Here is a 21,913-nt window from a genome sequence, read left to right on the forward strand (position 1 = left end):
GGTCGCCTCTGACTGCTGTCCTCTAGCGGCCCACCTGTGACAACGCTCGTCTACGAACTATCACCTACGAACTATCACCTACGAACTCTCAACTACGAACCCTCAACTACGAACCCTCAACTACGAACATTCACCCACCAACTCACGTACATTCACCCAAATAAGCCGATGTGGGAAGAATGAGACAGCTCGGGGCGTTGGTCATGAGAGGGTCCAGGCGGCCGTCGGCGAAGGGCCGGCACAGCGAGCCGGCGGCCAGTCAGCGCAGAATATCCTGAATCACCTCGTAGATGATCTCGTTGGTGAGATCGACCAGCACCGCATCGGTCCCCACTCGGCGCCATTCATAGCCATCGTAGTTCGGCAGATCTCGGTACACCTGATTGTCGAATTTCTTGGCGATACCGGGAGGCAGAGGCTTGCCCCGTTGCAGATTCATGCGGATGCCGGGCGGCAGGCTGTCAATGTCGTCAGCGTAGAGGTACTCCTGCCGGCGGCGGAAGATATCGCGAATCTCGCGTTCATCGACCCTCGGCCGACGTGCCCATTCCCGATCATCGTCCCGCTCCCGATATTCTTTGCGCTCACGTTCACGCGACTCATGGCGATAGCGGTCGTCATCGCCGTCCTGCCCTTGGCCACGCTGACCTTTTCCCTGGCTCTGACCACCGCCCCGCTGCTCTTTGCCTTGCCCGTCCCCCGACTTTTTCCAGGTCGACTGTCCTTCACCCTGTCCGTTACCGGGGTTGGCCAGCAGGGGGGTGGACGCGAGTACCAAGCTTAGGGCGGCGCCAAGCATCAGAGGGTAAAGAAAACCCGTGCGTTTCATGACAAGCTCCTCGATGGGAAAATACGTCATCAGTGTAGTCCCACATCAAGCAGACTAAGTGCAAGAACGATGTCTGTTGTGAGGACACATCCTCCTGCCTCGTGCATGGCAACGAAAACCCCGCCTCGAGAGGCGGGGTCGATGGTCGCAGGGAGCAGTGAGCGACTTACCCCAGCGTTTCCCCGGCCAGCATGAACCAGGTCTCGAGCACGGCATCCGGATTCAGGGACACCGAATCGATGCCCTCCTCCATCAGCCACTTGGCGAGGTCCGGGTGGTCTGAGGGACCCTGGCCGCAGATGCCGATGTATTTGCCCTGGGCGCGGCAGGCCTGGATGGCCATGGACAGCAGCTTCTTGACGGCCGGATTACGCTCGTCGAAGAGGTGGGCGATGATGCCCGAATCGCGATCCAGACCGAGGGTCAGCTGGGTCAGGTCGTTGGAGCCGATGGAGAAGCCGTCGAAGTACTCAAGGAACTCGTCGGCCAGCAGGGCGTTGGCCGGCAGCTCACACATCATGATGACCTTGAGGCCATTCTCGCCACGCGTGAGACCGTTGGCGGCCAGCAGCTCCACGACCTCGCGGGCCTCGTCGGGGGTTCGCACGAAGGGCACCATGATCTCGACGTTGTCCAGGCCCATCACCTCGCGGACCCGCTTGAGGGCACGGCACTCCAGCTCGAAGCAGGGGCGGAACGACTCGGAGATGTAACGCGACGCCCCGCGGAACCCGAGCATGGGGTTCTCCTCCCCGGGCTCATAGAGCTTGCCGCCGATCAGGTTCTCGTACTCGTTGGACTTGAAGTCCGACAGGCGCACGATGACCCGCTTGGGATAGAAGGCGGCGGCCAGGGTGGAGATCCCCTCGACCAGCTTCTCGACATAGAACTCGACCGGGCCGTCGTAACCGGCGGTGCGCAGATCGATGGTCTGCTGCAGGTCGGCGGGCAGGGTGTCGTACTCAAGCAATGCCTTGGGATGCACGCCGATCATGCGATTGATGATGAATTCGAGACGCGCCAGGCCGACACCGGCATTGGGCAGACTGGCGAAGCTGAAGGCGCGATCCGGGTTGCCCACATTCATCATGATCTTGAAGGGAATCTCGGGCATGGCATCGACGCTCGTCACGCGACGGTCGAAATCCAGCAGGCCGTCATAGACGTGCCCGGTGTCCCCCTCGGCGCAGGAGACGGTGACGTCACGACCGTCGGCCAGCATCTCCGTGGCATCGCCACAGCCGACCACGGCGGGGATGCCCAGTTCACGGGCGATGATCGCCGCATGGCAGGTGCGTCCCCCGCGGTTGGTGACGATGGCGGAGGCCCGTTTCATGATCGGCTCCCAGTCCGGGTCGGTCATGTCGGTGACCAGCACGTCGCCGGGAAGGACCTTCTGCATGTCGTCCGGGGAAAAGACCACCTTCACGGCCCCGCTACCGATACGCTGGCCGATGGCCCGGCCTGCCACCAGGGTGCGGCCCTTCTCCTTGAGCTGGAAGCGCTCGAGCTTGCCGCCCTCCTGCTGGGAGACCACCGTCTCGGGACGGGCCTGGACGATGTAGAGCTTGCCGTCGTCCCCATCCAGTGCCCACTCGATGTCCATGGGGCGGTCATAGTGCTGTTCGATGGTCATCGCCTGGCGCGCCAGGTCCATGATCTGCTCGTCGTTGATGCAGAAGCGCCCACGGTCGGCCAGCGGCACGTCCACGGTCGCCACCGACTTGCCGGCACTGGTGTCGTCTGTGTAGACCATCTTGATCAGCTTGGAGCCGAGGTTGCGGCGCAGCACCGCCGGACGCCCCGCGGCCAGGGTCGACTTGTGCACGTAGAACTCGTCGGGGTTCACGGCCCCCTGCACCACCGTCTCGCCCAGCCCCCAGGAGGCGGTGACGAAGACCGCGTCACGGTAGCCGGATTCGGTGTCCAGGGTGAACATCACGCCCGAGGCGCCGGTCTCGGAGCGCACCATTTTCTGGATGCCCGCCGACAGCGCCACATTCTCGTGGGCATAGCCACGGTGCACGCGGTAGGAGATGGCACGATCGTTGAACAGCGAGGCGAAGACCTCGTGGACGGCACGCTTGATGTTGTCGAAGCCCTCGATGTTGAGGAAGGTTTCCTGCTGCCCGGCGAAGGAGGCATCCGGCAGGTCCTCGGCCGTGGCCGAGCTGCGTACCGCCACCTTGAGCCTGGGGTGCATGGCCAACAGCGTCTCGTAGCTCTCGCGCAGGTACTGCTCGAAGGTCGGCGGCAACGGCGTGTCGATGACCCACTGGCGGATCTCGGCCCCGACCCGGGCCAGTTCATTGACGTCGTCGACATCCAGGGTCGCAAGGGCCTGGTTGATGCGATCGTTCAGGCCTTCATGGGAGAGGAATTCGCGATAGGCATGGGCCGTGGTAGCGAAGCCGCCGGGAACCGTGACACCCGCGCCGGAAAGGTTGGAGATCATCTCGCCGAGGGAGGCATTCTTGCCCCCTACCCGCTCGACATCGTCCATGCCCAATTGATCGAACCACTGAATGTAATCGTCCATGGGATCTCCCAGAATAATGTCGATGGGTGCATCACGCTGGCGGGCCTCGCTCGCAGGTCTCACTCAGGGAGCTCCCTTGAAGGGCTGTCTCGAGAAGCTGTCTCGAGAAGCTGTCTCGATGAGCTGTCTCGAAATACCCAGGCATGATGAGATGATGGCGACTCTATCAGCGGGTTTCCATATTCGCCATTGGTCTAACATCGAAGTCACTGTAGGATTTTTACAACAGCATGGCGATTCGGCCGTTTCCTGTAGTGGCAAGCCCACACGGGGCCAGGCATCTCGCCTCTTGTCCCCGCGTCTACCAGCACCGACAATAGGTCCCCCTCCCGACCGGACGACAGCGACCCGCCATGACGCGCACCGCCTTCTTCATCTCCGACGGAACCGGCATCACCGCTGAGAGCCTCGGGCGCAGCCTGCTGGCCCAGTTCGAGAACGTCGATATCCGCATGCTCACCAAGCCCTACATCGACTCCCTCGAGAAGGCCCATACCCTGGTGGCGATCATCGAGGCCACGGCTGTGCGCGACGGCGAGCAGCCAATCATCATCGACACCATCGTCGACGAGGGAATTCGAGAGGTGATCCGCAAGGCGCCCGGCTTCAAGGTCGACATCTTCTCGACCTTCCTCAAGCCGCTGGAGGAGGAGCTGGAGGCCCATTCGTCCTACAGCGTCGGACGCACCCATGCCATCGGCCGCGACGACGTCTACATGGACCGCATCCACTCGGTGCATTTCGCGCTGGACAACGACGACGGGGCGCGCACCCACCAGTACGACCAGGCGGACATCATCCTGGTAGGGGTTTCCCGCTGCGGCAAGACCCCGACCTCGCTCTATCTGGCGCTGCAGTTCGGCATCCGCGCCGCCAACTACCCGCTCACCGAGGATGACCTGGACGACAACGGTAGCCTCAAGCTGCCCAAGGCCCTGGCCCCTCATCGTCACAAGCTGTTCGGACTGACCATCGACCCCAGGCGGCTGGCGGCGATCCGCCACGAGCGCCGGCCCAACAGCCGCTACAGTTCCATGGACCAGTGCGTCCAGGAGGTCGAGCAGGCCGAGGGCCTCTATCGCCAGCTGCACATCCCCTACATCGATACCACCCGCTTCTCGGTGGAGGAGATATCCACCCGGATGATCGCCGAGACCGGGCTCACCCGCCGTTTCTCGCCGCGCTAACGGATCACGCCCTGGCGCCTCAGCCGGGCGATATCGTCCGGTGTGAGACCCATCTCGGCGAGTATCGCATCGCTATCCTGCCCGAGCCCTGGCGGCGCAATATCGCTGGTAAGGGGCTCACCGTCGAAGCGCAGCGGATTGGCCACCTGGGGCACCTCGAGCGTCCCGCGCTGCAGTTCCCTGTGCAGGCCTCGATGACGCACCTGGGGGTCGTCGAAGACCTCGGTCAAGGTATTGATGGGCCCGGCGGGTATGCCGCGCGCTTCCAGCTCGGCGAGCCAATCGTCCCGCTCGCGGCCCAACAGAAGCGTCTGGATCATCGGCACCAGTACCTCCCGGTTGCCGACCCGGGCAGCGTTGGTGGCGTAGGCGGGGTCCTCGGCCCATTCCCGATGACCCAACAGGTCGGCCAGGCGGGCGAACTGGGCATCGTTGCCCACGGTGAGCACCAGGTGTCCGTCGCGGCAGGCGAAGGCCTGATAGGGCACGATGTTGGGATGGGCGTTGCCGTGACGCTGTGGCGACGTGCCGGTGACCAGGGTGTTGAGGGCCTGATTGGCGAGCGTCGCGACCTGCACGTCGAGCAACGCTAGGTCGATGTGGCGGCCTCTTCCGGTGCGAGAACGTTCCTGCAGCGCGGCCAGCACCCCGACCGTGGCGTAGAGCCCGGTCATCACGTCGGTGATGGCCACGCCGGTCTTCATGGGCATGCCGTCGGGCTCACCTGAGAGGCTCATCAGGCCACCCATGGCCTGGATCATGAAGTCATAGCCCGCGCGATGCGCATAGGGCCCATCCTGGCCGAAGCCGGTGATCGAGCAGCCGATCAGCCGCGGGTTGAGCGCCTTCAGGCTGGGGTAATCGAGGCCGTACCTCTCGAGGCCGCCGACCTTGAAGTTCTCGAGCAGGATGTCGGCGCCCTTGGCCAGTTCCCTGATCAGGGCCTGGCCACCCTCGGTGGCAATATCTACCGCCAGCGACTGCTTGCCGCGGTTGGTGCAGAGGTAGTAGGCCGCCATCCGCTCGGCTTGATGATCCTCGGCCAGCCAGGGCGGCCCCCAGCCTCGGGTGTCGTCGCCCCGGGTGGGGTGCTCTACCTTGATCACCCGGGCACCCAGGTCGGCCAGCAGCTGGCCGGACCAGGGCCCGGCCAGTACCCGCGAAAGATCGAGCACCGTAATGCCCTCCAGCGGTCCGCTCATCTTGAGCTCCTTGCGCGCTCGGGGCTGAACAGGCAAAAGGCGCCCCTGATTGGTCGTCTACGGTGTCTATTCGTCAGCCGGTGAAGGCCTGGATACCTGTCTGGGCGCGCCCCAGGATCAGGGCATGCACGTCGTGGGTACCCTCGTAGGTATTCACCGCCTCGAGGTTCATCACATGTCGGATCACGTGATACTCGTCACTGATGCCGTTGCCGCCGTGCATGTCACGGGCCACACGCGCGATATCCAGCGCCTTGCCGCAGTTGTTGCGCTTGATCAGCGAGATCGCCTCTGGCACCAGCTGACCGTCGTCGATCATCCGCCCCACCCGCAGGGCAGCCTGCAGGCCCAAGGCGATCTCGGTCTGCATGTCGGCGAGCTTCTTCTGGATGAGCTGGTTGGCGGCCAGCGGGCGGCCGAACTGCTTGCGATCCAGGGTGTACTGGAGGGCAGCATGCCAGCAGGCCTCGGCAGCGCCCATGGTGCCCCAGGCGATCCCGTAGCGGGCGCGATTGAGGCAGGAGAACGGCCCCTTGAGGCCGGTGACGCCGGGCAGACGAGCCTCGTCTCCGACCTCTACATCCTGCATGGAGATCTGGCCGGTGATGGAGGCACGCAGGCTGAACTTGCCCTCGATCTTGGGCGCGGAGAGGCCCTTCATGCCCTTGTCGAGGATGAAGCCGTTGACCACGCCCTCTTCATCCCTGGCCCAGACCACGAAGACATCGGCAATGGGCGAGTTGGTGATCCAGGTCTTGGTGCCGTTCAACCGCCAGCCGTCCGCGGTCCGGGTGGCGCGGGTGCTCATGCCGCCCGGGTCGGAGCCGTGGTCGGGCTCGGTGAGGCCGAACGCCCCCACCCACTCGCCGCTGGCCAGCTTTGGCAAGTACTTCTCGCGCTGGGCCTCGTTGCCGAAGGCATGGATCGGATACATCACCAGGCTAGACTGCACGCTCATCGCGCTGCGATAACCGGAGTCGACCCGTTCCACCTCGCGGGCGATCAGCCCGTAGCTGACATAGTTGAGCCCGGCACAGCCGTAGCCGTCGATGGTGGCGCCGAGCAAGCCCAGCTCACCCATCTCGTTCATGATCTCGCGGTCGAAGCGCTCATGGCGGTTGGCCTCCAGCACCCGCGGGAAGAGCTTCTCCTGACAGTAGTCATGGGCCGTCTGCTGGACCATGCGCTCATCTTCGCTGAACTGGTCGATGAGGCGGAAGGGGTCGTCCCAGGTGACGGGGGTGATCTGGCTCATGAAGATTCCTCGAGTGGCGTTCCATTAATTTCTATATTTATACCGAATGTAGACCAAAATACTCCTTGTGCCAAGCCCGGCGGCACCTTCCCCGAGACCCGCGTCACGTCGACTGACGCGACAGCTGGAGGCGGATCTGCCCCCAGGCGACCAGCCCGACCAGGAGGTTGGCCGAGAGCATCCCGGCGAAGACACCGGTGCTGCCGGCCAACCGCCCGCCCAGCCAGGCCAGCGGCACTGTGAGCGCGAAGAGCCTGACCACCGACAGGCGCATGGCCAGCGCCGGACGATGCAGGGCGTTGAGCGACGAGACTGCCAGGATCACCACACCCTGGGCCCCGAGCCCGAGGGGCACCAGCCACAGGAAGGTTCGCAACACCTGGGCCACCTCGGCCTTCTCGGCATAGCCTGCCACCAGCCAGGGAGCCAGCAGCTGAAGCACCCCCCATACCAGCAACTGCCAGGCCAGCACGAAGACGAAGCAGCCGAGGATCGCCCGGCGTACCCGATCATGCTGGCCGGCACCCGCGTTCTGGCTGACCAGCGGTGACAGGGTCATAGAGAGCGCCAGCACGACGATCTGGGAGATGGCCTCGATGCGGGTGCCGACGCCGTAACCGGCCACGGCGTCGTGACCATGGTCGGCGATGATGCGCGTCACCAGCCCCAGGGCGACGGGGGTAAAGACACTAGTGAGGGCCGCCGGGCCCGCGATGCGCCCGAGCTCGCGCCAGGAGGCGGCCAGCCCCTGCAGGGTGAGGCCGGCCAGGTCGAAGAGCTCACGCAGCTCGCGATGGCAGACCAGGGCTGCCGCCATCACCCCCCAGCTGAGCACGGTGGCCAGCGCCGCCCCGGAAACTCCCATGGCCGGGATCGGCCCGGCCCCGAAGATCAGCCACCGGTCGAGCAGCACGTTGACGCCGGCGGCCAGGGCCATCATCAGCCCCTGAGTGGCGGTGTTGCCATGGGCGCGCAGGATGCTGTTGAGCACCCGTGGGACGATCATCGCGGCCGCCCCCAGGTACCAGATGCCCATGTAGTCGCGAATATGGGGCATCAGCACGTCGTCGGCCCCCAGCAGCCGAAACAGAGGGTCCAGAGTGGCCAGGCCCAGCAGCGTCATGCAGACTCCCACTACCAGCGCCAGCAAGGCCGCATCGGTGGCCCGACGGCGCACCGTCCCGAGCTCGCCCTGCCCCAGCCGACGTGCCACCACCGCCGAGGTGCCGATGCCCAGGCCAATGGCCAGGCTGATGACCGTAAACACCACCGGAAAGGTGAAGGAGACCGCCGCCAGTTCCTCGGTCCCGAGCCGGGAGATGAACCAGGTATCCACCAGGTTGAAGCTCATCATGGCGATCATGCCGCCGACCACCGGCAGGCTCTTGCGCAGCAGGGTGGTCGCGATGGGCCCCTCGAGCAGGTCGCGACGCCCAGGACGCGGGGTCGAGGAAGAGGGTGTGGCGGAGGAAGGCGATGATGCGGGTGTGCTCATGCGGGCTCTCGACGAGAAACGGGCACGAAAGTGTGCCCGTTTTCGACGTCACCTGACAGGCGGGTGGCGCAGGTCATACGTGACTACTTCTCCTCGCCTTCCCGATAGAGGTTCTGGATGCTGGAGAAGTCCAGCTGGCCACTGCCCTGGGCACTGTGCAGGGCGAAGAGGTTGCGCGCCTGGGAGCCCATCGGCACGGTGGCCTTCGACCCCAGCGCCAGCTCCCAGGCCAGCCCCAGGTCCTTGGCCATCAGGTCGGTCAGGAAGCCGCCCTGGTAGTCTCGGGACGCCGCGGAGCCCTCCATGACCCCCGGCCAGGGGTTGTAGACATTGAGCGCCCAGTTGCCGCCGCTGCTCTGCTTCATGATCTCGGAGAGCACCGCCGGGTCCATGCCATTCTTGACGCCCAGCGCCAGCGCCTCGGCGGTCCCCGACATCAGGACGCCCAGCAGCATGTTGTTGCAGATCTTGGCCACCTGACCGGCGCCCACCTCCCCGGCATGGAAGATGTTCTTGCCCATGGTCTCGAGCAGGGGCTTGCCCTTCTCGTAGCCGTCTTGATCGCCGCCGACGATGAAAGTCAGGGTGCCGGCCTTGGCGCCCCCGATCCCGCCGGAGACCGGGGCATCCAGGTAGGTGAAGCCGCGCTCGGTGGCGGCAGCGCCCACCAAGCGTGCATCGTCCGGGGCGATGGTCGAGGAATCGATCAACAGCGGCTTGTCGTCCAGAGCGTCCAGCAGGCCCGGCGCGCCGTCGCGCCCCAGGTAGAGGCTCTTCACGTGGGGGCCGGCGGGCAACATGGAGACGACCACCTCGGCGCCCGAGGCGGCCGCCTCGGCGCTGGCGGCACGGCTCGCGCCCTCGGCTTCCAGCGCCTGGATGGCGCTCTCGACCAGGTCGAAGACGGTCACGTCATGGCCGGCCTTGACCAAGTTGATAGCCATGGGAGCCCCCATGTTACCGAGACCGATAAAGGCGATGTTCATTGGCATGGCTCCTATAGCGTTATTGTTGCGGTATGCGTTGTTCATGAAAGCGCGAGCGACTAAGCCGACGCGATACGCTTAGTCGATGCGACGACCGAGGTCGCGAAGCGGGTGTGACTCGCTGGACCAGAGCGTAGTCATCAGGGTCTGGATGTCGGCCTCGGGAACCGCGGCCGTCGAGGCATGGGACCAGCGGGGCGACTTGTCCTTGTCGACCAGCAGGGCACGAACCCCCTCGACGAAGTCACCCTTGCGGCAGCACTGCACCGAGAGGCTCAGCTCCTCGCGGAAGGCATCGGCAAGGCCAGTGTGGGCATGGCGCTCGAGCATCAGCCACACCAGTTGGGCACTCATCGGGCAGCCGGCCTCGAGCCGGGAGCGATTGACAGCAAGCCAGGCATCCTCGGTGGTGTCGCGCAGGATACGCTTGACCGCATTGGCGGCGCCGACCCACCCCACCAGAGACTGAATATGATCGAGATGCGGCCAGACCTGTGCTGCCGGTGCCGCCTGGCGGTCTTCATGATCATCGATCACGGACTGGACGCCGGCCCGCAGGGCACGCGGAGCGCGATCACCATAATCGGCCTCCTGAAGGGCACCTAGCAGCGCCTCACGACGATCCCGTGGGATGAAGCGGTCGGCCATGCCCAGGTCGATGGCATCCCGGGCATTGAGCTGAGCCCCGGTGAGGCCCAGATAGGCCCCTACCCCGGACGGCATGCGGCCCAGGAACCAGCTAGCCCCGATATCGGGATAGAGGCCGATGGTGATCTCCGGCATGGCGATACGGGTAGTCTCGGTCACCAGGCGCTGCCCCCCCCCGGACATCAGGCCCAGCCCCCCGCCCATGACGATACCGTCTCCCCACACCATCAACGGCTTTGGATAGGTGTGTATGTGGTAGTCGAGCCGATACTCCGCCGTGAAATAAGTCTCGGCGAAAATGCCGTCTCGGCCGGCGCCACGGTTCTCGCCTTCCTCGGTCAGCGAGCGGTAGAGGGCCACCACGTCACCACCGGCACAGAAGGCCTTGTCCCCGCTGCCCTCGAGCCACACGGCCACCACGCTGCGATCCACCGCCCAGGCCTCGAGCTTTGCCTCGAGCTGGCGAATCATCTCCAGCGACAGGGCGTTGAGCGACTTCGGGGCATTCAGGGTGGCCACACCGATACGGCCGCCATCACGGGTGGGCAACTCGTCGAAGAGCACTGCAAGGTCCGTCATCCGGGGATCTCCTGGATCTGGTGTCAGGGAACGGTTACTGGAGCGACTCGATGACGCCGTCGGCCAGCAGGCGACGGGCGACGATCAGGCGCATGATCTCATTGGTGCCCTCGAGTATCTGGTGTACCCGAGTATCGCGAACCAGCCGCTCCAGAGGATATTCACGAATGTAACCATAGCCGCCATGCAGTTGCAGGGCCTCGTTGCAGACGTTGAAGCCCATGTCGGTGGCGAACCGCTTGGCCATGGCACAGTGAGCGGCCGCTTCGGGATCTCCCTGGTCGAGGCGCCAGGCGGCGTGGCGCACCATCAACCGGGCCGCGGTGAGGTCGCTTGCCATGTCGGCCAGCTTGAACTGCAAGGCCTGGAAGCTCGACAGCTCGCGGCCGAACTGCTTGCGCTCGGCCATATAGTCCCGCGACAGGGTCAGGGCCTGCTGGGCCGCCCCCAGGGAGCAGCTGGCGATGTTAAGGCGTCCACCATCGAGGCCCTTCATGGCGAACTTGAAGCCCTCGCCTTCCTGGCCGAGGCGGTTGGTGACCGGCACCCTCACGCCGTCGAAGCTGACCAGACAGGTCGGCTGGCTCTTCCAGCCCATCTTCTCCTCGTTCTTGCCGTACTCGACCCCCGCGGCATCCGCCGGCACCACGATCGCCGAGACGCCGCCGGCCCCGCTGTCGGGAGCTCCGGTGCGGGCCATCACTACCAGCACCTCGGTGGCTCCCGCCCCGGAGATGAACATCTTGCTGCCCGAGATGACATACTCATCGCCTTCCCTGACGGCCTTGGTGCGCAGGCTGGCCGCATCGGAGCCAGCACCCGGCTCGGTCAGGCAGTAGGAGCCCAGCGCTTCGCCGGCCACCATGGCGGGTACCCATGTCTCCCGAAGGGCGTCGTCACCCCAGCTGGCGATCATCCAGGTCACCATGTTGTGGATGGTCAGGTAGGCGGTCGTGGAGATGCAGCCCTGGGAGAGCTGCTCGAAGATCAGCGAGGCCTCGAGCCTCGAAAGACCCAGGCCGCCATGCTCCTCCGGGGTATAGATACCCAGGAAGCCTGCCTCTCCCGCTCGGCGGATGACGTCCACCGGGAAGTGGGAGGTCGCGTCCCACTCGGCCGCGTGGTCGGCAAGCTCGGCGCTGGCAAAATCAGCCGCGGCCGCGGCCAGCGCCTTCTGGTCATCGGTCAGCGAGAAGTCCATGGGAATCCCTCGTGTTCGGCTGTGGATGGGTGAACCGTCTCGACACCAACCTAGCATTTGCTAGGTTTATCCCATATCACTCCATGGTCGAACAAGCACTTTACGTTAACGTCAACCTCGTCTAATGTTGCCAGACGAGGTGGGAAACCGCCGGTTCACCACCCGGCCACAGGATCAACGTCATGACACAGTCAACCACCCCGGACAAGGCAAGCAGCCCGGACGCCCTGCCACGCCAGCACCGACAGTACACCATCGGTGAACTGGCAAGGATGTTCGAGGTCACGCCACGCACCATCCGCTTCTACGAGCAGGAGGGCCTGCTGGCGCCGCGTCGCGAAGGCCAGAAGCGCATCTACCGCGAGAAGGATCGGGTACGACTGAAGCTGACCCTGCGCGGCAAGCGACTGGGGTTCTCGCTGGCAGAGATCCGCGAGGTGGTGATGATGTATGACGCCATGCCCGACGGTAACGCGCGCCAGCTGCAGCGCCTGCTGGAAATACTGGCCGACAAGCGCGCCAACCTCGAGCGCCAGTTGGAGGATATCCGTCTGATGCGCATGGAGCTCGATGACGTGGACGACCGTGCCCGGGAGGTCTTGCGCAGCCTCGGCCACTAGGCCTGAGCACCATGCGCGCGCCTCACCACTGCCGGCCACTTACAACGACGTCATCCTGCGTTTCACGTAAACCGCCACAGGCAACAACAAGACGAGAAACACCATGACACGCCAACAACCATCGATCAGCTACGTCAGTGGTATCAGTGACACCCCCCTCAAGGGCCAGACCATCGGTGACTGCTTCGACGATACCGTGGCACATTTCGCCGAGCGCGATGCCCTGATCAGCCGCCACCAGGGGCTGCGCTACAGCTGGAAGGAGCTGCAAGAGGCCGTGGATCTAGCGGCGCGCGCCCTGATCGATCTGGGAGTTGAGAAGGGCGACCGGGTCGGCATCTGGTCGCCCAACTGCGCCGAATGGACCATCACCCAGTTCGCCACGGCGAAGATCGGCGCCATCCTGGTCAACATCAACCCCAGCTACCGCACCCACGAGCTCGAATATGCCCTCAAGCAATCCGGTGCTTCGACGCTGATCCTGCAGGGTGCCTTCAAGGCCTCCGATTATGTCGCCACCCTGGCCGAACTGGCCCCGGAACTGCGCGATGGAGCGCCCGGCACCTTCGCCTGCAAGCGGCTGCCTGACCTCGCCCGGGTGGTCTGCCTCGATGAGCAGCGTGCCCTGACCGGCATGCTGACCTGGTCCAGGATGCTCGGCCATGCCGACGAGGTCTCCGCCGCTCACCTGGCCGACATCCAGGCCACCCTGCAGTTCGACGACCCGATCAATATCCAGTACACCTCCGGCACCACGGGCGCGCCAAAGGGCGCCACCCTCTCCCACCACAACATCCTCAACAACGGCTTCTTCGTGGCCCGCACCATGAACCTCGACGAGACCGACCGCATGGTGATCCCGGTGCCCCTCTACCACTGCTTCGGCATGGTGATGGGCAACCTGGGTTGCATGACCCACGGCGCCACCATGATCTATCCCGGCGATGGCTTCGAGGCTAGCGAGACCTTGCGTGCCGTCTCCGAGGAGAAGGCCACCACCCTCTACGGGGTGCCCACCATGTTCATCGCCGAACTGGAGCACCCGGACTTCGAGAGCTTCGACCTCTCCTCCCTGCGCACCGGCATCATGGCCGGCTCCATCTGCCCCATCGAGGTGATGCGCAAGGTCATCGACAAGATGAACATGCAGGACGTCACCATATGCTACGGCATGACCGAGACCAGCCCGGTCAGCACCCAGACCCAGACCGACGCACCGCTGGAGAAGCGCGTCACCACAGTGGGAACCATCCACCCTCACCTGGAGGTCAAGCTGGTCAGCCCCGACACCGGCGCAGTGGTGGCCCGCGGCGAGACCGGCGAGCTGTGTACCCGCGGCTACAGCGTGATGCTCGGCTACTGGGAGAACGAGGAGGCCACCGCCAAGTCCATCGACGAGGCGGGCTGGATGCACACCGGCGACCTCGCCACCATGGACGACGAGGGCTACGTGGCGATCGTCGGGCGCATCAAGGACATGATCATCCGCGGCGGCGAGAACATCTACCCGCGGGAGATCGAGGACTTCCTCTACACCCACCCGGCCATCTCGGATGTCCAGGTGATCGGCGTGCCCGACGAGAAGTACGGCGAAGAGGTGATGGCCTGGGTCAAGCTCAGTGAGGGCGAGAGCCTCGACGAAGAGGAACTCAAGGCCTTCTGCAAGGGCCAGATAGCCCACTACAAGGTACCGCGCTACGTGAAGTTCGTCGACGAGTTCCCGATGACCGTCACCGGCAAGATCCAGAAGTTCAAGATGCGCGAGGAAGCCACCCACGAGCTGGGATTGGCGTAAGCGCCGAGCGAGATACTGCTCTCGCCCACTACGATGATAAGAGACAACCTCCAGCAGGGTCATTGCTGGAGGTTTTTTCTTGGCTGCTTGGGGCTTACATCCCCTTCGGGGCGTAGATGCCCGGGGCGTTGCGCCAGTAGCCCTTGTAGTCCATGCCGAAGCCGAACACGTAGCGGTCGGCGACCTCAAGGCTGCAGTAATCCGCCTTGAGGCCCGGCACCGCCTTGCGCTCGTGCTGCTTGTCGACCAGCACCGCGGTGGAGATGCTTGCCGCCCCGGCCTCCCGGCAGTAGTCGAGGATGGCGGCGAGGGTGGCGCCCTCGTCGAAGATGTCGTCGACGATCACCACATGGCGACCAGCCATGGGCACTTCAGGGGAGACCCGCCAGAACAGCTCGCCCCCGCGGATGCCGCCCCGATACCGCGTGGCGTGAAGGTAGTCGACCTCCAGGGGGAAGCCCAGGCGGGTCAACAGGTGGCCGGTGGTGATCAGCCCGCCGTTCATCACGCAATAGAAGACCGGTAGCGTGTTTCCCAGGTCACGGGTGATCTGCTCGGCCATGCGGTCCAGCGCACGCTCGACCTCGGGCTGCGAGATCAGGCAGTCGGCATTGTCCATGAGCTCGCGCATGTCGGCCAGCGACTGATGGGGATCGGCATCATGTTTGGGCATCGGCTAGCAACTCGTCATCGGCAGGTGGAATCGAGGGGGAGTGCGGCCACTAGCGGGCCGCCAGGGCTTCCAGATGGGCATGTACACGGCGCCAGCGCGAGAGCGCGCCCAGCGCCTGAAGGTCCGGTCGGGCACGGCCATAACGAAGCCTGGACAGACGCCGAACCTGGCGGCCGCGGCAGGCATCGATGACCTCCAGGGCCGCAGCACGGTCGTTACAGACCAGCAGCATGTCGCAACCCGCGGCCAGCGCCGCGCGGGCTCGCTCGCCCGGGGTGCCGGCGGAGGCCGCACCCGCCATGCTCAGGTCGTCGGAGAAGATCACCCCCTTGAACCCCAGGCCCTGGCGCAGCATGCCCAGCCAGGTTGGCGAGAAGCCGGCCGGGCGATGATCGAAATCGGAGTAGACGACATGGGCGGGCATCACCGCATCGAGGCGTGAGGCCAGTTGGGCGAAGGGCACCAGGTCGTGGTCACGCAGCGCCTGCAACGGCCGTGTATCTACCGGCAGCTCGTGGTGGGAATCGGCCGCGACGCCGCCATGCCCAGGGAAGTGCTTGCCTACGCCCACCATGCCCGCCTCGTGAAGGCCGTCAAGGAAGGCGCGTCCCATCCGGGCCACGGCCATGGGGTCGGCGGAGAAGCTGCGATCCCCGATCACGCTCGAGGTACCGCCATCGACGTCCAGGACCGGTGCAAAGGAGAGGTCAAGGCCGCAGGCCGCCATCTCCATGCCCAGCAACCAGCCGGCATCCTGACAGAGGCGTAGGGTGACCTCGGGCTGCACCGCAAAATCACGCCCCAGGCGGCCCATGGCCGGCAATCGGGTGACGCCCTCACGCAGGCGCTGGACGCGCCCGCCCTCCTGGTCGACCGCCAGCAGCAGATCGGGACGGATCCGGCGGACCTCGTCGCACAGGGTGCGAACCTGGTCGGCCGAGCCGATGTTGCGGGCGAACAGTATCACCCCGCCGACCTCGGGACGCGCCAGCAGATCTCCCTCTTCGGGGGTCAGGTGCTGGCCCTCGAGATCCAGCATCACCGGTCCGAGCATCTGGGTCATGAGGGCGCCCCCGTGGAAGATGAAAAGGAGCCGATTCTAGACCAAAGCCGGACACCTGGACAGCCCGCGCGGGGAACCCGGGCAATCGAGGCTATCCCCCGATACAATGGGGCCTGGAACCGACTGGACAGGAGTCACCCCTTGCTCGCCGACCTCCCCCCCTTGATGCTCTGGATGCTCGCGGCCGTCCTGGGCCTGTGCCTGGGCAGCTTCCTCAATGTGGTGATCACGCGCCTGCCGGTGATGATGATGCAGGGCTGGCGCGCCGAGGCCCGCGAGGCGCTGGAGCTGGCGCCGGAGGAGACGCCACGTTTCAACCTGGTCACTCCCCGCTCGCTGTGCCCGCGGTGCGAGGCGCCCATCGCCTGGCATGACAACATCCCGCTGCTGGGGTGGATCAAGCGCCGAGGGCGCTGCGCCAGCTGCGATGCACGGATCAGCCCCCAGTATCCTCTGGTAGAGCTGGCCGGAGGCGTGCTGGCGCTTTCGGTGCTGGCGCTATTCGGCCCGACGCTTCAGGCCCTGTTCATTCTGGGTGCCTGCCTGGCGCTGCTGGCCATGGCGGTCATCGACCTGCGCACCCAGCTGCTGCCTGACCTGCTCACCCTGCCGCTGCTGTGGGCGGGCCTGCTCTACCAGTTGCTGTTCCAGCCGTTGCTGCTGCCCTCGGCGGTGGTCGGCGCCATGGCCGGCTACCTGGTGCTGTGGAGCTTCTACTGGCTGTTCAAGCTGGTCACCGGCAAGGAGGGCATGGGCTACGGCGACTTCAAGCTGCTGGCGGCCCTGGGTGCCTGGTTGGGCTGGCAGTATCTGCCGCTGGTGCTGATCCTCTCCGCCGGGTCCGGCGCGGTGGTCGGCATTCTCATCCAGCTGGCGATCCCGCGACTTCGCGGCGCTCCCCTGCCCTTCGGGCCATGGCTTGTCATGGCGGGATTGATCGCCCTGCTGGCGGGTGAGCCCCTGATGGCGATCTACACTGGCCTGCTGTATTAATCTCCACCAACAGGACGGCAGTCATTCACGGGAGGCAAGGATGATCATTGGCCTGACGGGTGGCATCGCCTCGGGCAAGTCTACGGTGGCGCGCGCCTTCGCCGCACTGGGGATTCCCTGGGTGGATGCCGACGAGGTGGCCCGCGAGATCGTCGCACCGGGCGAGCCGGCCCTCGACGAGATTGCCGAACACTTCGGCAACGAAGTCATCGCCCCCGACGGCAGCCTCGATCGTCGGGCACTGCGTGCGATCGTCTTCGGCGATGCCGCCGAGCGACGCCGACTGGAGGCCATCACCCACCCGCGCATCCGAGAGCGGCTCATCGCCCACCTGGCGCGGCTCCAGGCACAGGCCGCCCCCTATGTGCTGCTGGTCTCTCCCCTGCTGTTCGAATCCGGCCAGCATGCCCTGGTCGACCGCTGCCTGGTCGTCGACGTACCAGAGGCGACTCAGGTCGCCCGCACCGCATCGCGGGACGACGTGGACGAGGCCCAGGCCCGCGCCATCGTCGCCGCCCAGATGTCACGGCAGGAACGCCTGGACCGCGCCGACGACGTGATCGACAATTCCGCCGACGAGGACACCCTGGCGGCCCAGGTGGCGGAGCTCGACCGCCGCTACCGCGCCACCGGCTTGCCTCACTCTTCCTGATTCCCCATGCTTTGCCGACATACCGGCCAGGACGATACCCCATGAGCACGCAAGACACCGCACGCCCCCTGAACGTCGCCTGCCCGCAATGCCGCAAGAAGGTGCTGTGGAGCGAGGACAACCCCTACCGCCCCTTCTGCAGCAAGCGTTGCCGGCTACTCGACCTCGGCGCCTGGGCCGACGAATCGCACCGCATCGCCGGCGAGCCTGCCATGGACGAGACCGACCTCGACGCCCTGCTTGCCCGCGCCGACCGGGACGACAACCCCTCGTGACACCGGATGGGCAACCCCCGGAGTATCGGCTGCTGGCGGAACTGGAGGCCGTCTTCGACCGCCTGGTGGAGCAGACCGATGAGCTGGTGGCGGCCTGGAAGGCTTCGGGGACATCGGCCTGGTCCTTCGAGCACGAGACGACCGACGCGGCCTGGCTCCGTCATTGCCTGCTCGATGTCTGGTACCAGGATGGTCAGGACGGCCGCGCGACCCGCAGCCATGTAGGCCTCGTGGCCGCCGACGAGAAGATGATGGAGGCGGCCCACAGGGTAAATGCCACCAAGCAGGCCTTCGCCTCGCTGATCGCGGAGATCCGCACCGAGGTGCCGTTGCTGATTCCCGAGATCAAGGCGGTGCTGCCATTCCGCCACCCGGCCCTGCACGATCATCTGCAAGGCACGGGACTGGCGAGGCTGCACCTCAAGCAGTGCTGGCGAGCGATTCCCCTGGCCGAGGCTCCGGTGGCTCGTGTGCGCCTCGCCTGGTACTCCAGCGGACGTTCCATCAAGCGTCTGACGGTGCGCGAGGCCGAACAGAAGCTACTGGCACTCGACAGCGAGGCACCGCATATCCGCATCCAGTTGCGCAGACTGGCCGGCATCCCCGATGGTGAGCCGCTGGCCCAGGTGCAGACCCAGGCCCCCCTGATGCGAGCCAACCTCTTCTACCGAGAGCCCCTCGAGGATGGCCGAAGCCGCCGCGCCATGAACATCGCCCTACCATTGTTCGTTCCCAGCACCGACGGCCGACTACCCGACCACAACGAGCCTGCCCCGACCCCTCCCGCCAAGCGTACAAGGGCCCGACGAAGCGACGAGCGGCTGGAAGACTCGGTCTTCCTGCCGAGCCTGAGGGTGTATCGATATCGGTGAGCAATTCGTATCGGATCGCCTCAGGCGATGCGCCCGAGGGATCTGAGGGTCTCCAGCAGCCTGCTGACGCTTTCCTCCGGCTGAGCGTACTCGTTCATCAAGGCCTTCAGGCGCTGTTCGAAGGCATGCTGACGTGCCTGCTCTTGCCGGGCTCTGGCCGCCGCGTCCTGCTTCTGACCTTCCAGCAACTGACGTTCCAGCGACTCACGCTCAAGAGACACCTCCGCCGCGTCGCTGGGGCCGGTCGGCTCACCGCCGGGACTCTCGAGTCCACGTAATGCCTCGGCGAAGGCATCGTCGAGCTCGCGGAACTTGCGTAACTTATCTCGCTCGTCCATGGGCTGGCGGGAATTCTGTTGTTTCATGCGTTTCCAATGGTGTCGAGGCGACGGCCAGGCGGGAAGTTGAATGAAAGCGCCATCGCCAGTACTAGGGAATGAAGGAATTATACCGGCAATGACCGGGTGAATCATCTACCCGTGCTCGCGCAGGGTCGACAGGCGAAGACCTGCTCTTGCAATACTTTGGTTCTGAACGACCACGGCTTTGTTTCTGAACGACCAGGACTTTGGTTCTGAACGGCCAGGGCTTGGTTCTAAACGGCCAGGACATGGGGCTCAAACAACGGCGCCGCCCCGAAGGGCGGCGCCGTTAGCCTGATGTGCTGTCGACGATTACTGCTCGACACGCACCAGCCAGGACTCGACGGTGTCGGATCCGTGCTGGTCTTTCCAGGCCTTCAGCGTCTTCTGATTACCGCCGCGGGTTTCCACCACTTCGCCGGTATTGGGGTTCTTGTAGATCTTCAGCTTGCGCTTGCGCCGAGCGCCGCCACTGGCCGGGGCGGCTGCACTGCCCTGGGCTGACGGTTTGGGATTCAGCAGGGCAATGACATCGGCTGCACTCTTGTCGAACTCACGCATCAACTTCTCGAGCTTTTCCTTGAACTGGAGCTCGGCCTTGAGGCGGTCGTCGTTCTGCAGCTTGTCCATGTCTGACTGGAGTTGCTTCAGTTGCTGTTCCATCTGCATGTAGTTACTGAGCAGTGATGACATATACCATGTTCCTTATCGAGATTACGGGATGCGGCGGCATTATTACCTTTAACAACTACATTGGCAAGAGTATGAGCACTAATCCCTAGTTCGGCAAACAACAATCTTGCACTTTACCCGGCAAACTTAGAAAACAACTTTCGAAAACAACTTGATTCAAGTAAGTACCGCGGCTCGAAGACGTGTCGCGACATGCGCGACATGTTCGCCCCGCCTTACGAAACGACCATGTCGTTGCCAAAAAAAGCGCCGCCCCGAGGGGCGGCGCCTTGTCGACTGATGCGGGAACAAGCCCGCGATGATCAGTCCTGGTCCATCTGCTGCTTGATGAGGTCACCGATGGTAGTGGCACCAGAGGCCTCGGGGCTCTCTTCACGCAGCTTCTTGAGGTTCTGACGAGTATCGTCCTGGTCCTTGGCCTTGATGGACAGGGCGATCTGGCGATTCTTGCGGTCGACACCGATGATACGGGCCTCGACGCTGTCGCCCTCGTTCAGCGCGTTGCGAGCATCCTCGACGCGGTCGGCACTGATCTCGGAGGCCTTCAGCACGGCGACGACATCGGTGGCCAGCTCGACCTGGGCTTCCTTGGCATCGACCTCGACCACACGGCCGGTGACGATGGAGCCCTTGTCGTTGACGGCCAGGAACTCGGACACCGGATCGGTATCGAGCTGCTTGATGCCCAGCGAGATGCGCTCACGCTCCGGATCGATGGAGAGGATGACGGCTTCCGCCTCGTCGCTCTTCTTGAACTGGCGAACGGCTTCCTCGCCGGTATCGGTCCAGGAGATGTCGGACAGGTGCACCAGCCCGTCGATGCCGCCTTCCAGGCCAATGAAGATGCCGAAGTCGGTGATCGACTTGATGGTGCCGGTGACGCGGTCGCCCTTGTTGTAGCGCGCGTTGAAGTCTTCCCACGGGTTGGTGGTGCACTGCTTGATACCCAGGGAGATGCGACGACGCTCCTCGTCGATGTCCAGCACCATGACGTCCACATCATCGCCGACCTGCACGACCTTGGACGGATGGATGTTCTTGTTGGTCCAGTCCATCTCGGAAACGTGAACCAGACCCTCGACACCCTCTTCCAGCTCGGCGAAGCAGCCGTAGTCGGTGAGATTGGTGACGGTGGCGTGCACCTTGGTACCTTCCGGGTAACGATCCTTGATGTTGACCCACGGATCCTCGCCCAGCTGCTTCAGGCCCAGGGAGACACGGTTGCGCTCGCGATCGAACTTGAGCACCTTGACGTTGATCTCGTCACCCACGGCCACGATCTCGCTCGGATGCTTGATGCGCTTCCAGGCCATGTCGGTGATGTGCAGCAGGCCGTCGACGCCACCGAGGTCGACGAAGGCGCCGTAGTCGGTGAGGTTCTTGACGATACCGATGATCTGCTGGCCTTCCTGCAGGGTGGCCAGGAGGGCCTCACGCTCGGCGCTGTTCTCGGCCTCGAGCACGGCGCGACGAGATACGACAACGTTGTTGCGCTTCGCGTCGAGCTTGATGACCTTGAAGTCGAGTTCCTTGTTCTCCAGGTGAGTGGTGTCGCGCACGGGGCGGACATCCACCAGGGAACCAGGCAGGAAGGCACGGATGGAGTCGACGTCGACGGTGAAGCCACCCTTGACCTTGCCGTTGATCACGCCCTTGACGATCTCTTCCTTCTCGAAGGCCGCTTCCAGCACCTTCCACGCTTCGGCACGCTTGGCCTTCTCGCGGGAGAGACGGGTCTCGCCGAAACCGTCCTCGACGGCTTCCAGGGCGACATGCACCTCGTCACCGATGGCGATGGACAGCTCGCCATTTTCGTCGCGGAACTGCGCCGCGGGGATCTGACCTTCGGATTTCAGGCCGGCATTGACGGTGATCCAGTCGCCGTCGATGTCGACGATGGTAGCCACGACGATGGCGCCCGGCTCCATGTTGATATCCTGGAGAGACTGTTCAAACAGTTCAGCAAAGCTTTCGCTCATGATGTTCCTACGTGA

20 protein-coding genes are annotated in these 21,913 nt (G+C 64.6%); 7 read left to right on the plus strand and 13 right to left on the minus strand.

Annotated features, from left to right (window positions below):
* Window positions 1–259: 259 nt before the first annotated feature.
* Both ABE960_RS08845 and ppsA read right to left on the minus strand, forming a co-directional pair.
* On the minus strand, window positions 260–859 hold the full coding sequence (locus ABE960_RS08845; RefSeq protein WP_349761881.1) for an anti-virulence regulator CigR family protein: 600 nt from the start codon (window positions 857–859) through the stop codon (window positions 260–262).
* A 136-nt stretch (window positions 860–995) separates the two neighbouring features.
* Window positions 996–3,368: a phosphoenolpyruvate synthase gene (gene ppsA, locus ABE960_RS08850; protein WP_349761882.1), complete on the minus strand. Its 2,373-nt coding sequence runs from the start codon at window positions 3,366–3,368 to the stop codon at window positions 996–998.
* A 353-nt stretch (window positions 3,369–3,721) separates the two neighbouring features.
* Here ppsA and ppsR point away from each other — a divergent pair, with 353 nt between their 5' ends.
* On the plus strand, window positions 3,722–4,555 hold the full coding sequence (gene ppsR / locus ABE960_RS08855; protein WP_349761883.1) for a posphoenolpyruvate synthetase regulatory kinase/phosphorylase PpsR: 834 nt from the start codon (window positions 3,722–3,724) through the stop codon (window positions 4,553–4,555).
* Here the strand turns inward: ppsR and ABE960_RS08860 are convergent.
* The 6 genes from ABE960_RS08860 to ABE960_RS08885 all read right to left on the minus strand — a co-directional run bounded on the left by ABE960_RS08860 (window position 4,552) and on the right by ABE960_RS08885 (window position 11,921).
* Window positions 4,552–5,757 (minus strand): CaiB/BaiF CoA transferase family protein, encoded by a 1,206-nt coding sequence (locus ABE960_RS08860; RefSeq protein WP_349761884.1) that lies wholly within the window; start codon window positions 5,755–5,757, stop codon window positions 4,552–4,554. The genes ppsR and ABE960_RS08860 overlap by 4 nt on opposite strands.
* A gap of 73 nt (window positions 5,758–5,830) precedes the next feature.
* Window positions 5,831–7,012 (minus strand): acyl-CoA dehydrogenase, encoded by a 1,182-nt coding sequence (locus ABE960_RS08865; protein ID WP_349761885.1) that lies wholly within the window; start codon window positions 7,010–7,012, stop codon window positions 5,831–5,833.
* 103 nt (window positions 7,013–7,115) lie between these two features.
* Window positions 7,116–8,507 (minus strand): MATE family efflux transporter, encoded by a 1,392-nt coding sequence (locus ABE960_RS08870; RefSeq protein ID WP_349761886.1) that lies wholly within the window; start codon window positions 8,505–8,507, stop codon window positions 7,116–7,118.
* A gap of 83 nt (window positions 8,508–8,590) precedes the next feature.
* On the minus strand, window positions 8,591–9,493 hold the full coding sequence (mmsB, locus tag ABE960_RS08875) for a 3-hydroxyisobutyrate dehydrogenase (protein WP_349761887.1): 903 nt from the start codon (window positions 9,491–9,493) through the stop codon (window positions 8,591–8,593).
* A gap of 78 nt (window positions 9,494–9,571) precedes the next feature.
* On the minus strand, window positions 9,572–10,720 hold the full coding sequence (locus ABE960_RS08880) for an enoyl-CoA hydratase/isomerase family protein (RefSeq protein WP_349761888.1): 1,149 nt from the start codon (window positions 10,718–10,720) through the stop codon (window positions 9,572–9,574).
* A gap of 34 nt (window positions 10,721–10,754) precedes the next feature.
* Window positions 10,755–11,921, minus strand: coding sequence for an acyl-CoA dehydrogenase family protein (locus ABE960_RS08885; RefSeq protein ID WP_349761889.1), 1,167 nt, complete (start codon window positions 11,919–11,921; stop codon window positions 10,755–10,757).
* Window positions 11,922–12,103: 182 nt separating this feature from the next.
* Here ABE960_RS08885 and ABE960_RS08890 point away from each other — a divergent pair, with 182 nt between their 5' ends.
* Both ABE960_RS08890 and ABE960_RS08895 read left to right on the plus strand, forming a co-directional pair.
* Window positions 12,104–12,541 (plus strand): MerR family transcriptional regulator, encoded by a 438-nt coding sequence (locus ABE960_RS08890; RefSeq protein ID WP_349761890.1) that lies wholly within the window; start codon window positions 12,104–12,106, stop codon window positions 12,539–12,541.
* Window positions 12,542–12,644: 103 nt separating this feature from the next.
* Window positions 12,645–14,336 (plus strand): AMP-binding protein, encoded by a 1,692-nt coding sequence (locus ABE960_RS08895; RefSeq protein WP_349761891.1) that lies wholly within the window; start codon window positions 12,645–12,647, stop codon window positions 14,334–14,336.
* 94 nt (window positions 14,337–14,430) lie between these two features.
* Here the strand turns inward: ABE960_RS08895 and ABE960_RS08900 are convergent, their stop codons facing one another.
* Entirely contained in the window at window positions 14,431–15,009 is a 579-nt protein-coding gene (locus tag ABE960_RS08900; protein WP_349761892.1) for a hypoxanthine-guanine phosphoribosyltransferase, read from the minus strand.
* A gap of 49 nt (window positions 15,010–15,058) precedes the next feature.
* A complete protein-coding gene (gene nagZ / locus ABE960_RS08905) occupies window positions 15,059–16,072 on the minus strand; it encodes a beta-N-acetylhexosaminidase (RefSeq protein WP_349761893.1) in 1,014 nt (337 codons plus the stop codon).
* Window positions 16,073–16,237: 165 nt separating this feature from the next.
* On the opposite strand from nagZ, the gene ABE960_RS08910 reads away from it, so the two are divergent.
* From ABE960_RS08910 to ABE960_RS08925, 4 genes are read left to right on the plus strand one after another with little or no spacing between them, the layout of a single operon-like run.
* Complete coding sequence (locus ABE960_RS08910; protein WP_349761931.1) at window positions 16,238–17,065, plus strand: prepilin peptidase; 828 nt, start codon at window positions 16,238–16,240, stop codon at window positions 17,063–17,065.
* 40 nt (window positions 17,066–17,105) lie between these two features.
* Window positions 17,106–17,717 carry a dephospho-CoA kinase gene (gene coaE, locus ABE960_RS08915; RefSeq protein ID WP_349761894.1) on the plus strand — a complete coding sequence of 204 codons (612 nt, stop codon included), beginning with the start codon at window positions 17,106–17,108 and terminating at the stop codon, window positions 17,715–17,717.
* Window positions 17,718–17,758: 41 nt separating this feature from the next.
* Window positions 17,759–17,992: a DNA gyrase inhibitor YacG gene (gene yacG / locus ABE960_RS08920; RefSeq protein WP_349761895.1), complete on the plus strand. Its 234-nt coding sequence runs from the start codon at window positions 17,759–17,761 to the stop codon at window positions 17,990–17,992.
* Window positions 17,989–18,864 carry a DNA replication terminus site-binding protein gene (locus tag ABE960_RS08925; RefSeq protein WP_349761896.1) on the plus strand — a complete coding sequence of 292 codons (876 nt, stop codon included), beginning with the start codon at window positions 17,989–17,991 and terminating at the stop codon, window positions 18,862–18,864. The genes yacG and ABE960_RS08925 overlap by 4 nt, the downstream gene beginning before the upstream one ends.
* Window positions 18,865–18,884: 20 nt before the next feature.
* Here the strand turns inward: ABE960_RS08925 and ABE960_RS08930 are convergent, their stop codons facing one another.
* From ABE960_RS08930 to rpsA, 3 genes are all read right to left on the minus strand, one after another.
* On the minus strand, window positions 18,885–19,229 hold the full coding sequence (locus ABE960_RS08930) for a hypothetical protein (RefSeq protein ID WP_349761897.1): 345 nt from the start codon (window positions 19,227–19,229) through the stop codon (window positions 18,885–18,887).
* Window positions 19,230–19,538: 309 nt separating this feature from the next.
* The gene (locus tag ABE960_RS08935) at window positions 19,539–19,919 is read right to left on the minus strand and encodes a histone-like nucleoid-structuring protein, MvaT/MvaU family (protein WP_349761898.1); all 381 of its coding nucleotides are present in this window, start codon (window positions 19,917–19,919) and stop codon (window positions 19,539–19,541) included.
* Window positions 19,920–20,221: 302 nt separating this feature from the next.
* Complete coding sequence (gene rpsA / locus ABE960_RS08940; protein WP_349761899.1) at window positions 20,222–21,898, minus strand: 30S ribosomal protein S1; 1,677 nt, start codon at window positions 21,896–21,898, stop codon at window positions 20,222–20,224.
* Window positions 21,899–21,913: the final 15 nt, after the last annotated feature.

Source organism: Halomonas aquatica (assembly GCF_040196335.1).
Classification (GTDB): Bacteria; Pseudomonadota; Gammaproteobacteria; order Pseudomonadales; family Halomonadaceae; genus Halomonas; species Halomonas aquatica.

Excerpts from the sequence above, each read along its gene's own strand:
- ABE960_RS08845 (WP_349761881.1), bottom strand. The coding sequence starts at position 859 with ATGACGTATTTTCCCATCGAGGAGCTTGTCATGAAACGCACGGGTTTT.
- ppsA (WP_349761882.1), bottom strand. The coding sequence starts at position 3,368 with ATGGACGATTACATTCAGTGGTTCGATCAATTGGGCATGGACGATGTC.
- ppsR (WP_349761883.1), top strand. The coding sequence starts at position 3,722 with ATGACGCGCACCGCCTTCTTCATCTCCGACGGAACCGGCATCACCGCT.
- ABE960_RS08860 (WP_349761884.1), bottom strand. The coding sequence starts at position 5,757 with ATGAGCGGACCGCTGGAGGGCATTACGGTGCTCGATCTTTCGCGGGTA.
- ABE960_RS08865 (WP_349761885.1), bottom strand. The coding sequence starts at position 7,012 with ATGAGCCAGATCACCCCCGTCACCTGGGACGACCCCTTCCGCCTCATC.
- ABE960_RS08870 (WP_349761886.1), bottom strand. The coding sequence starts at position 8,507 with ATGAGCACACCCGCATCATCGCCTTCCTCCGCCACACCCTCTTCCTCG.
- mmsB (WP_349761887.1), bottom strand. The coding sequence starts at position 9,493 with ATGAACATCGCCTTTATCGGTCTCGGTAACATGGGGGCTCCCATGGCT.
- ABE960_RS08880 (WP_349761888.1), bottom strand. The coding sequence starts at position 10,720 with ATGACGGACCTTGCAGTGCTCTTCGACGAGTTGCCCACCCGTGATGGC.
- ABE960_RS08885 (WP_349761889.1), bottom strand. The coding sequence starts at position 11,921 with ATGGACTTCTCGCTGACCGATGACCAGAAGGCGCTGGCCGCGGCCGCG.
- ABE960_RS08890 (WP_349761890.1), top strand. The coding sequence starts at position 12,104 with ATGACACAGTCAACCACCCCGGACAAGGCAAGCAGCCCGGACGCCCTG.
- ABE960_RS08895 (WP_349761891.1), top strand. The coding sequence starts at position 12,645 with ATGACACGCCAACAACCATCGATCAGCTACGTCAGTGGTATCAGTGAC.
- ABE960_RS08900 (WP_349761892.1), bottom strand. The coding sequence starts at position 15,009 with ATGCCCAAACATGATGCCGATCCCCATCAGTCGCTGGCCGACATGCGC.
- nagZ (WP_349761893.1), bottom strand. The coding sequence starts at position 16,072 with ATGACCCAGATGCTCGGACCGGTGATGCTGGATCTCGAGGGCCAGCAC.
- ABE960_RS08910 (WP_349761931.1), top strand. The coding sequence starts at position 16,238 with ATGCTCTGGATGCTCGCGGCCGTCCTGGGCCTGTGCCTGGGCAGCTTC.
- coaE (WP_349761894.1), top strand. The coding sequence starts at position 17,106 with ATGATCATTGGCCTGACGGGTGGCATCGCCTCGGGCAAGTCTACGGTG.
- yacG (WP_349761895.1), top strand. The coding sequence starts at position 17,759 with ATGAGCACGCAAGACACCGCACGCCCCCTGAACGTCGCCTGCCCGCAA.
- ABE960_RS08930 (WP_349761897.1), bottom strand. The coding sequence starts at position 19,229 with ATGAAACAACAGAATTCCCGCCAGCCCATGGACGAGCGAGATAAGTTA.
- ABE960_RS08935 (WP_349761898.1), bottom strand. The coding sequence starts at position 19,919 with ATGTCATCACTGCTCAGTAACTACATGCAGATGGAACAGCAACTGAAG.
- rpsA (WP_349761899.1), bottom strand. The coding sequence starts at position 21,898 with ATGAGCGAAAGCTTTGCTGAACTGTTTGAACAGTCTCTCCAGGATATC.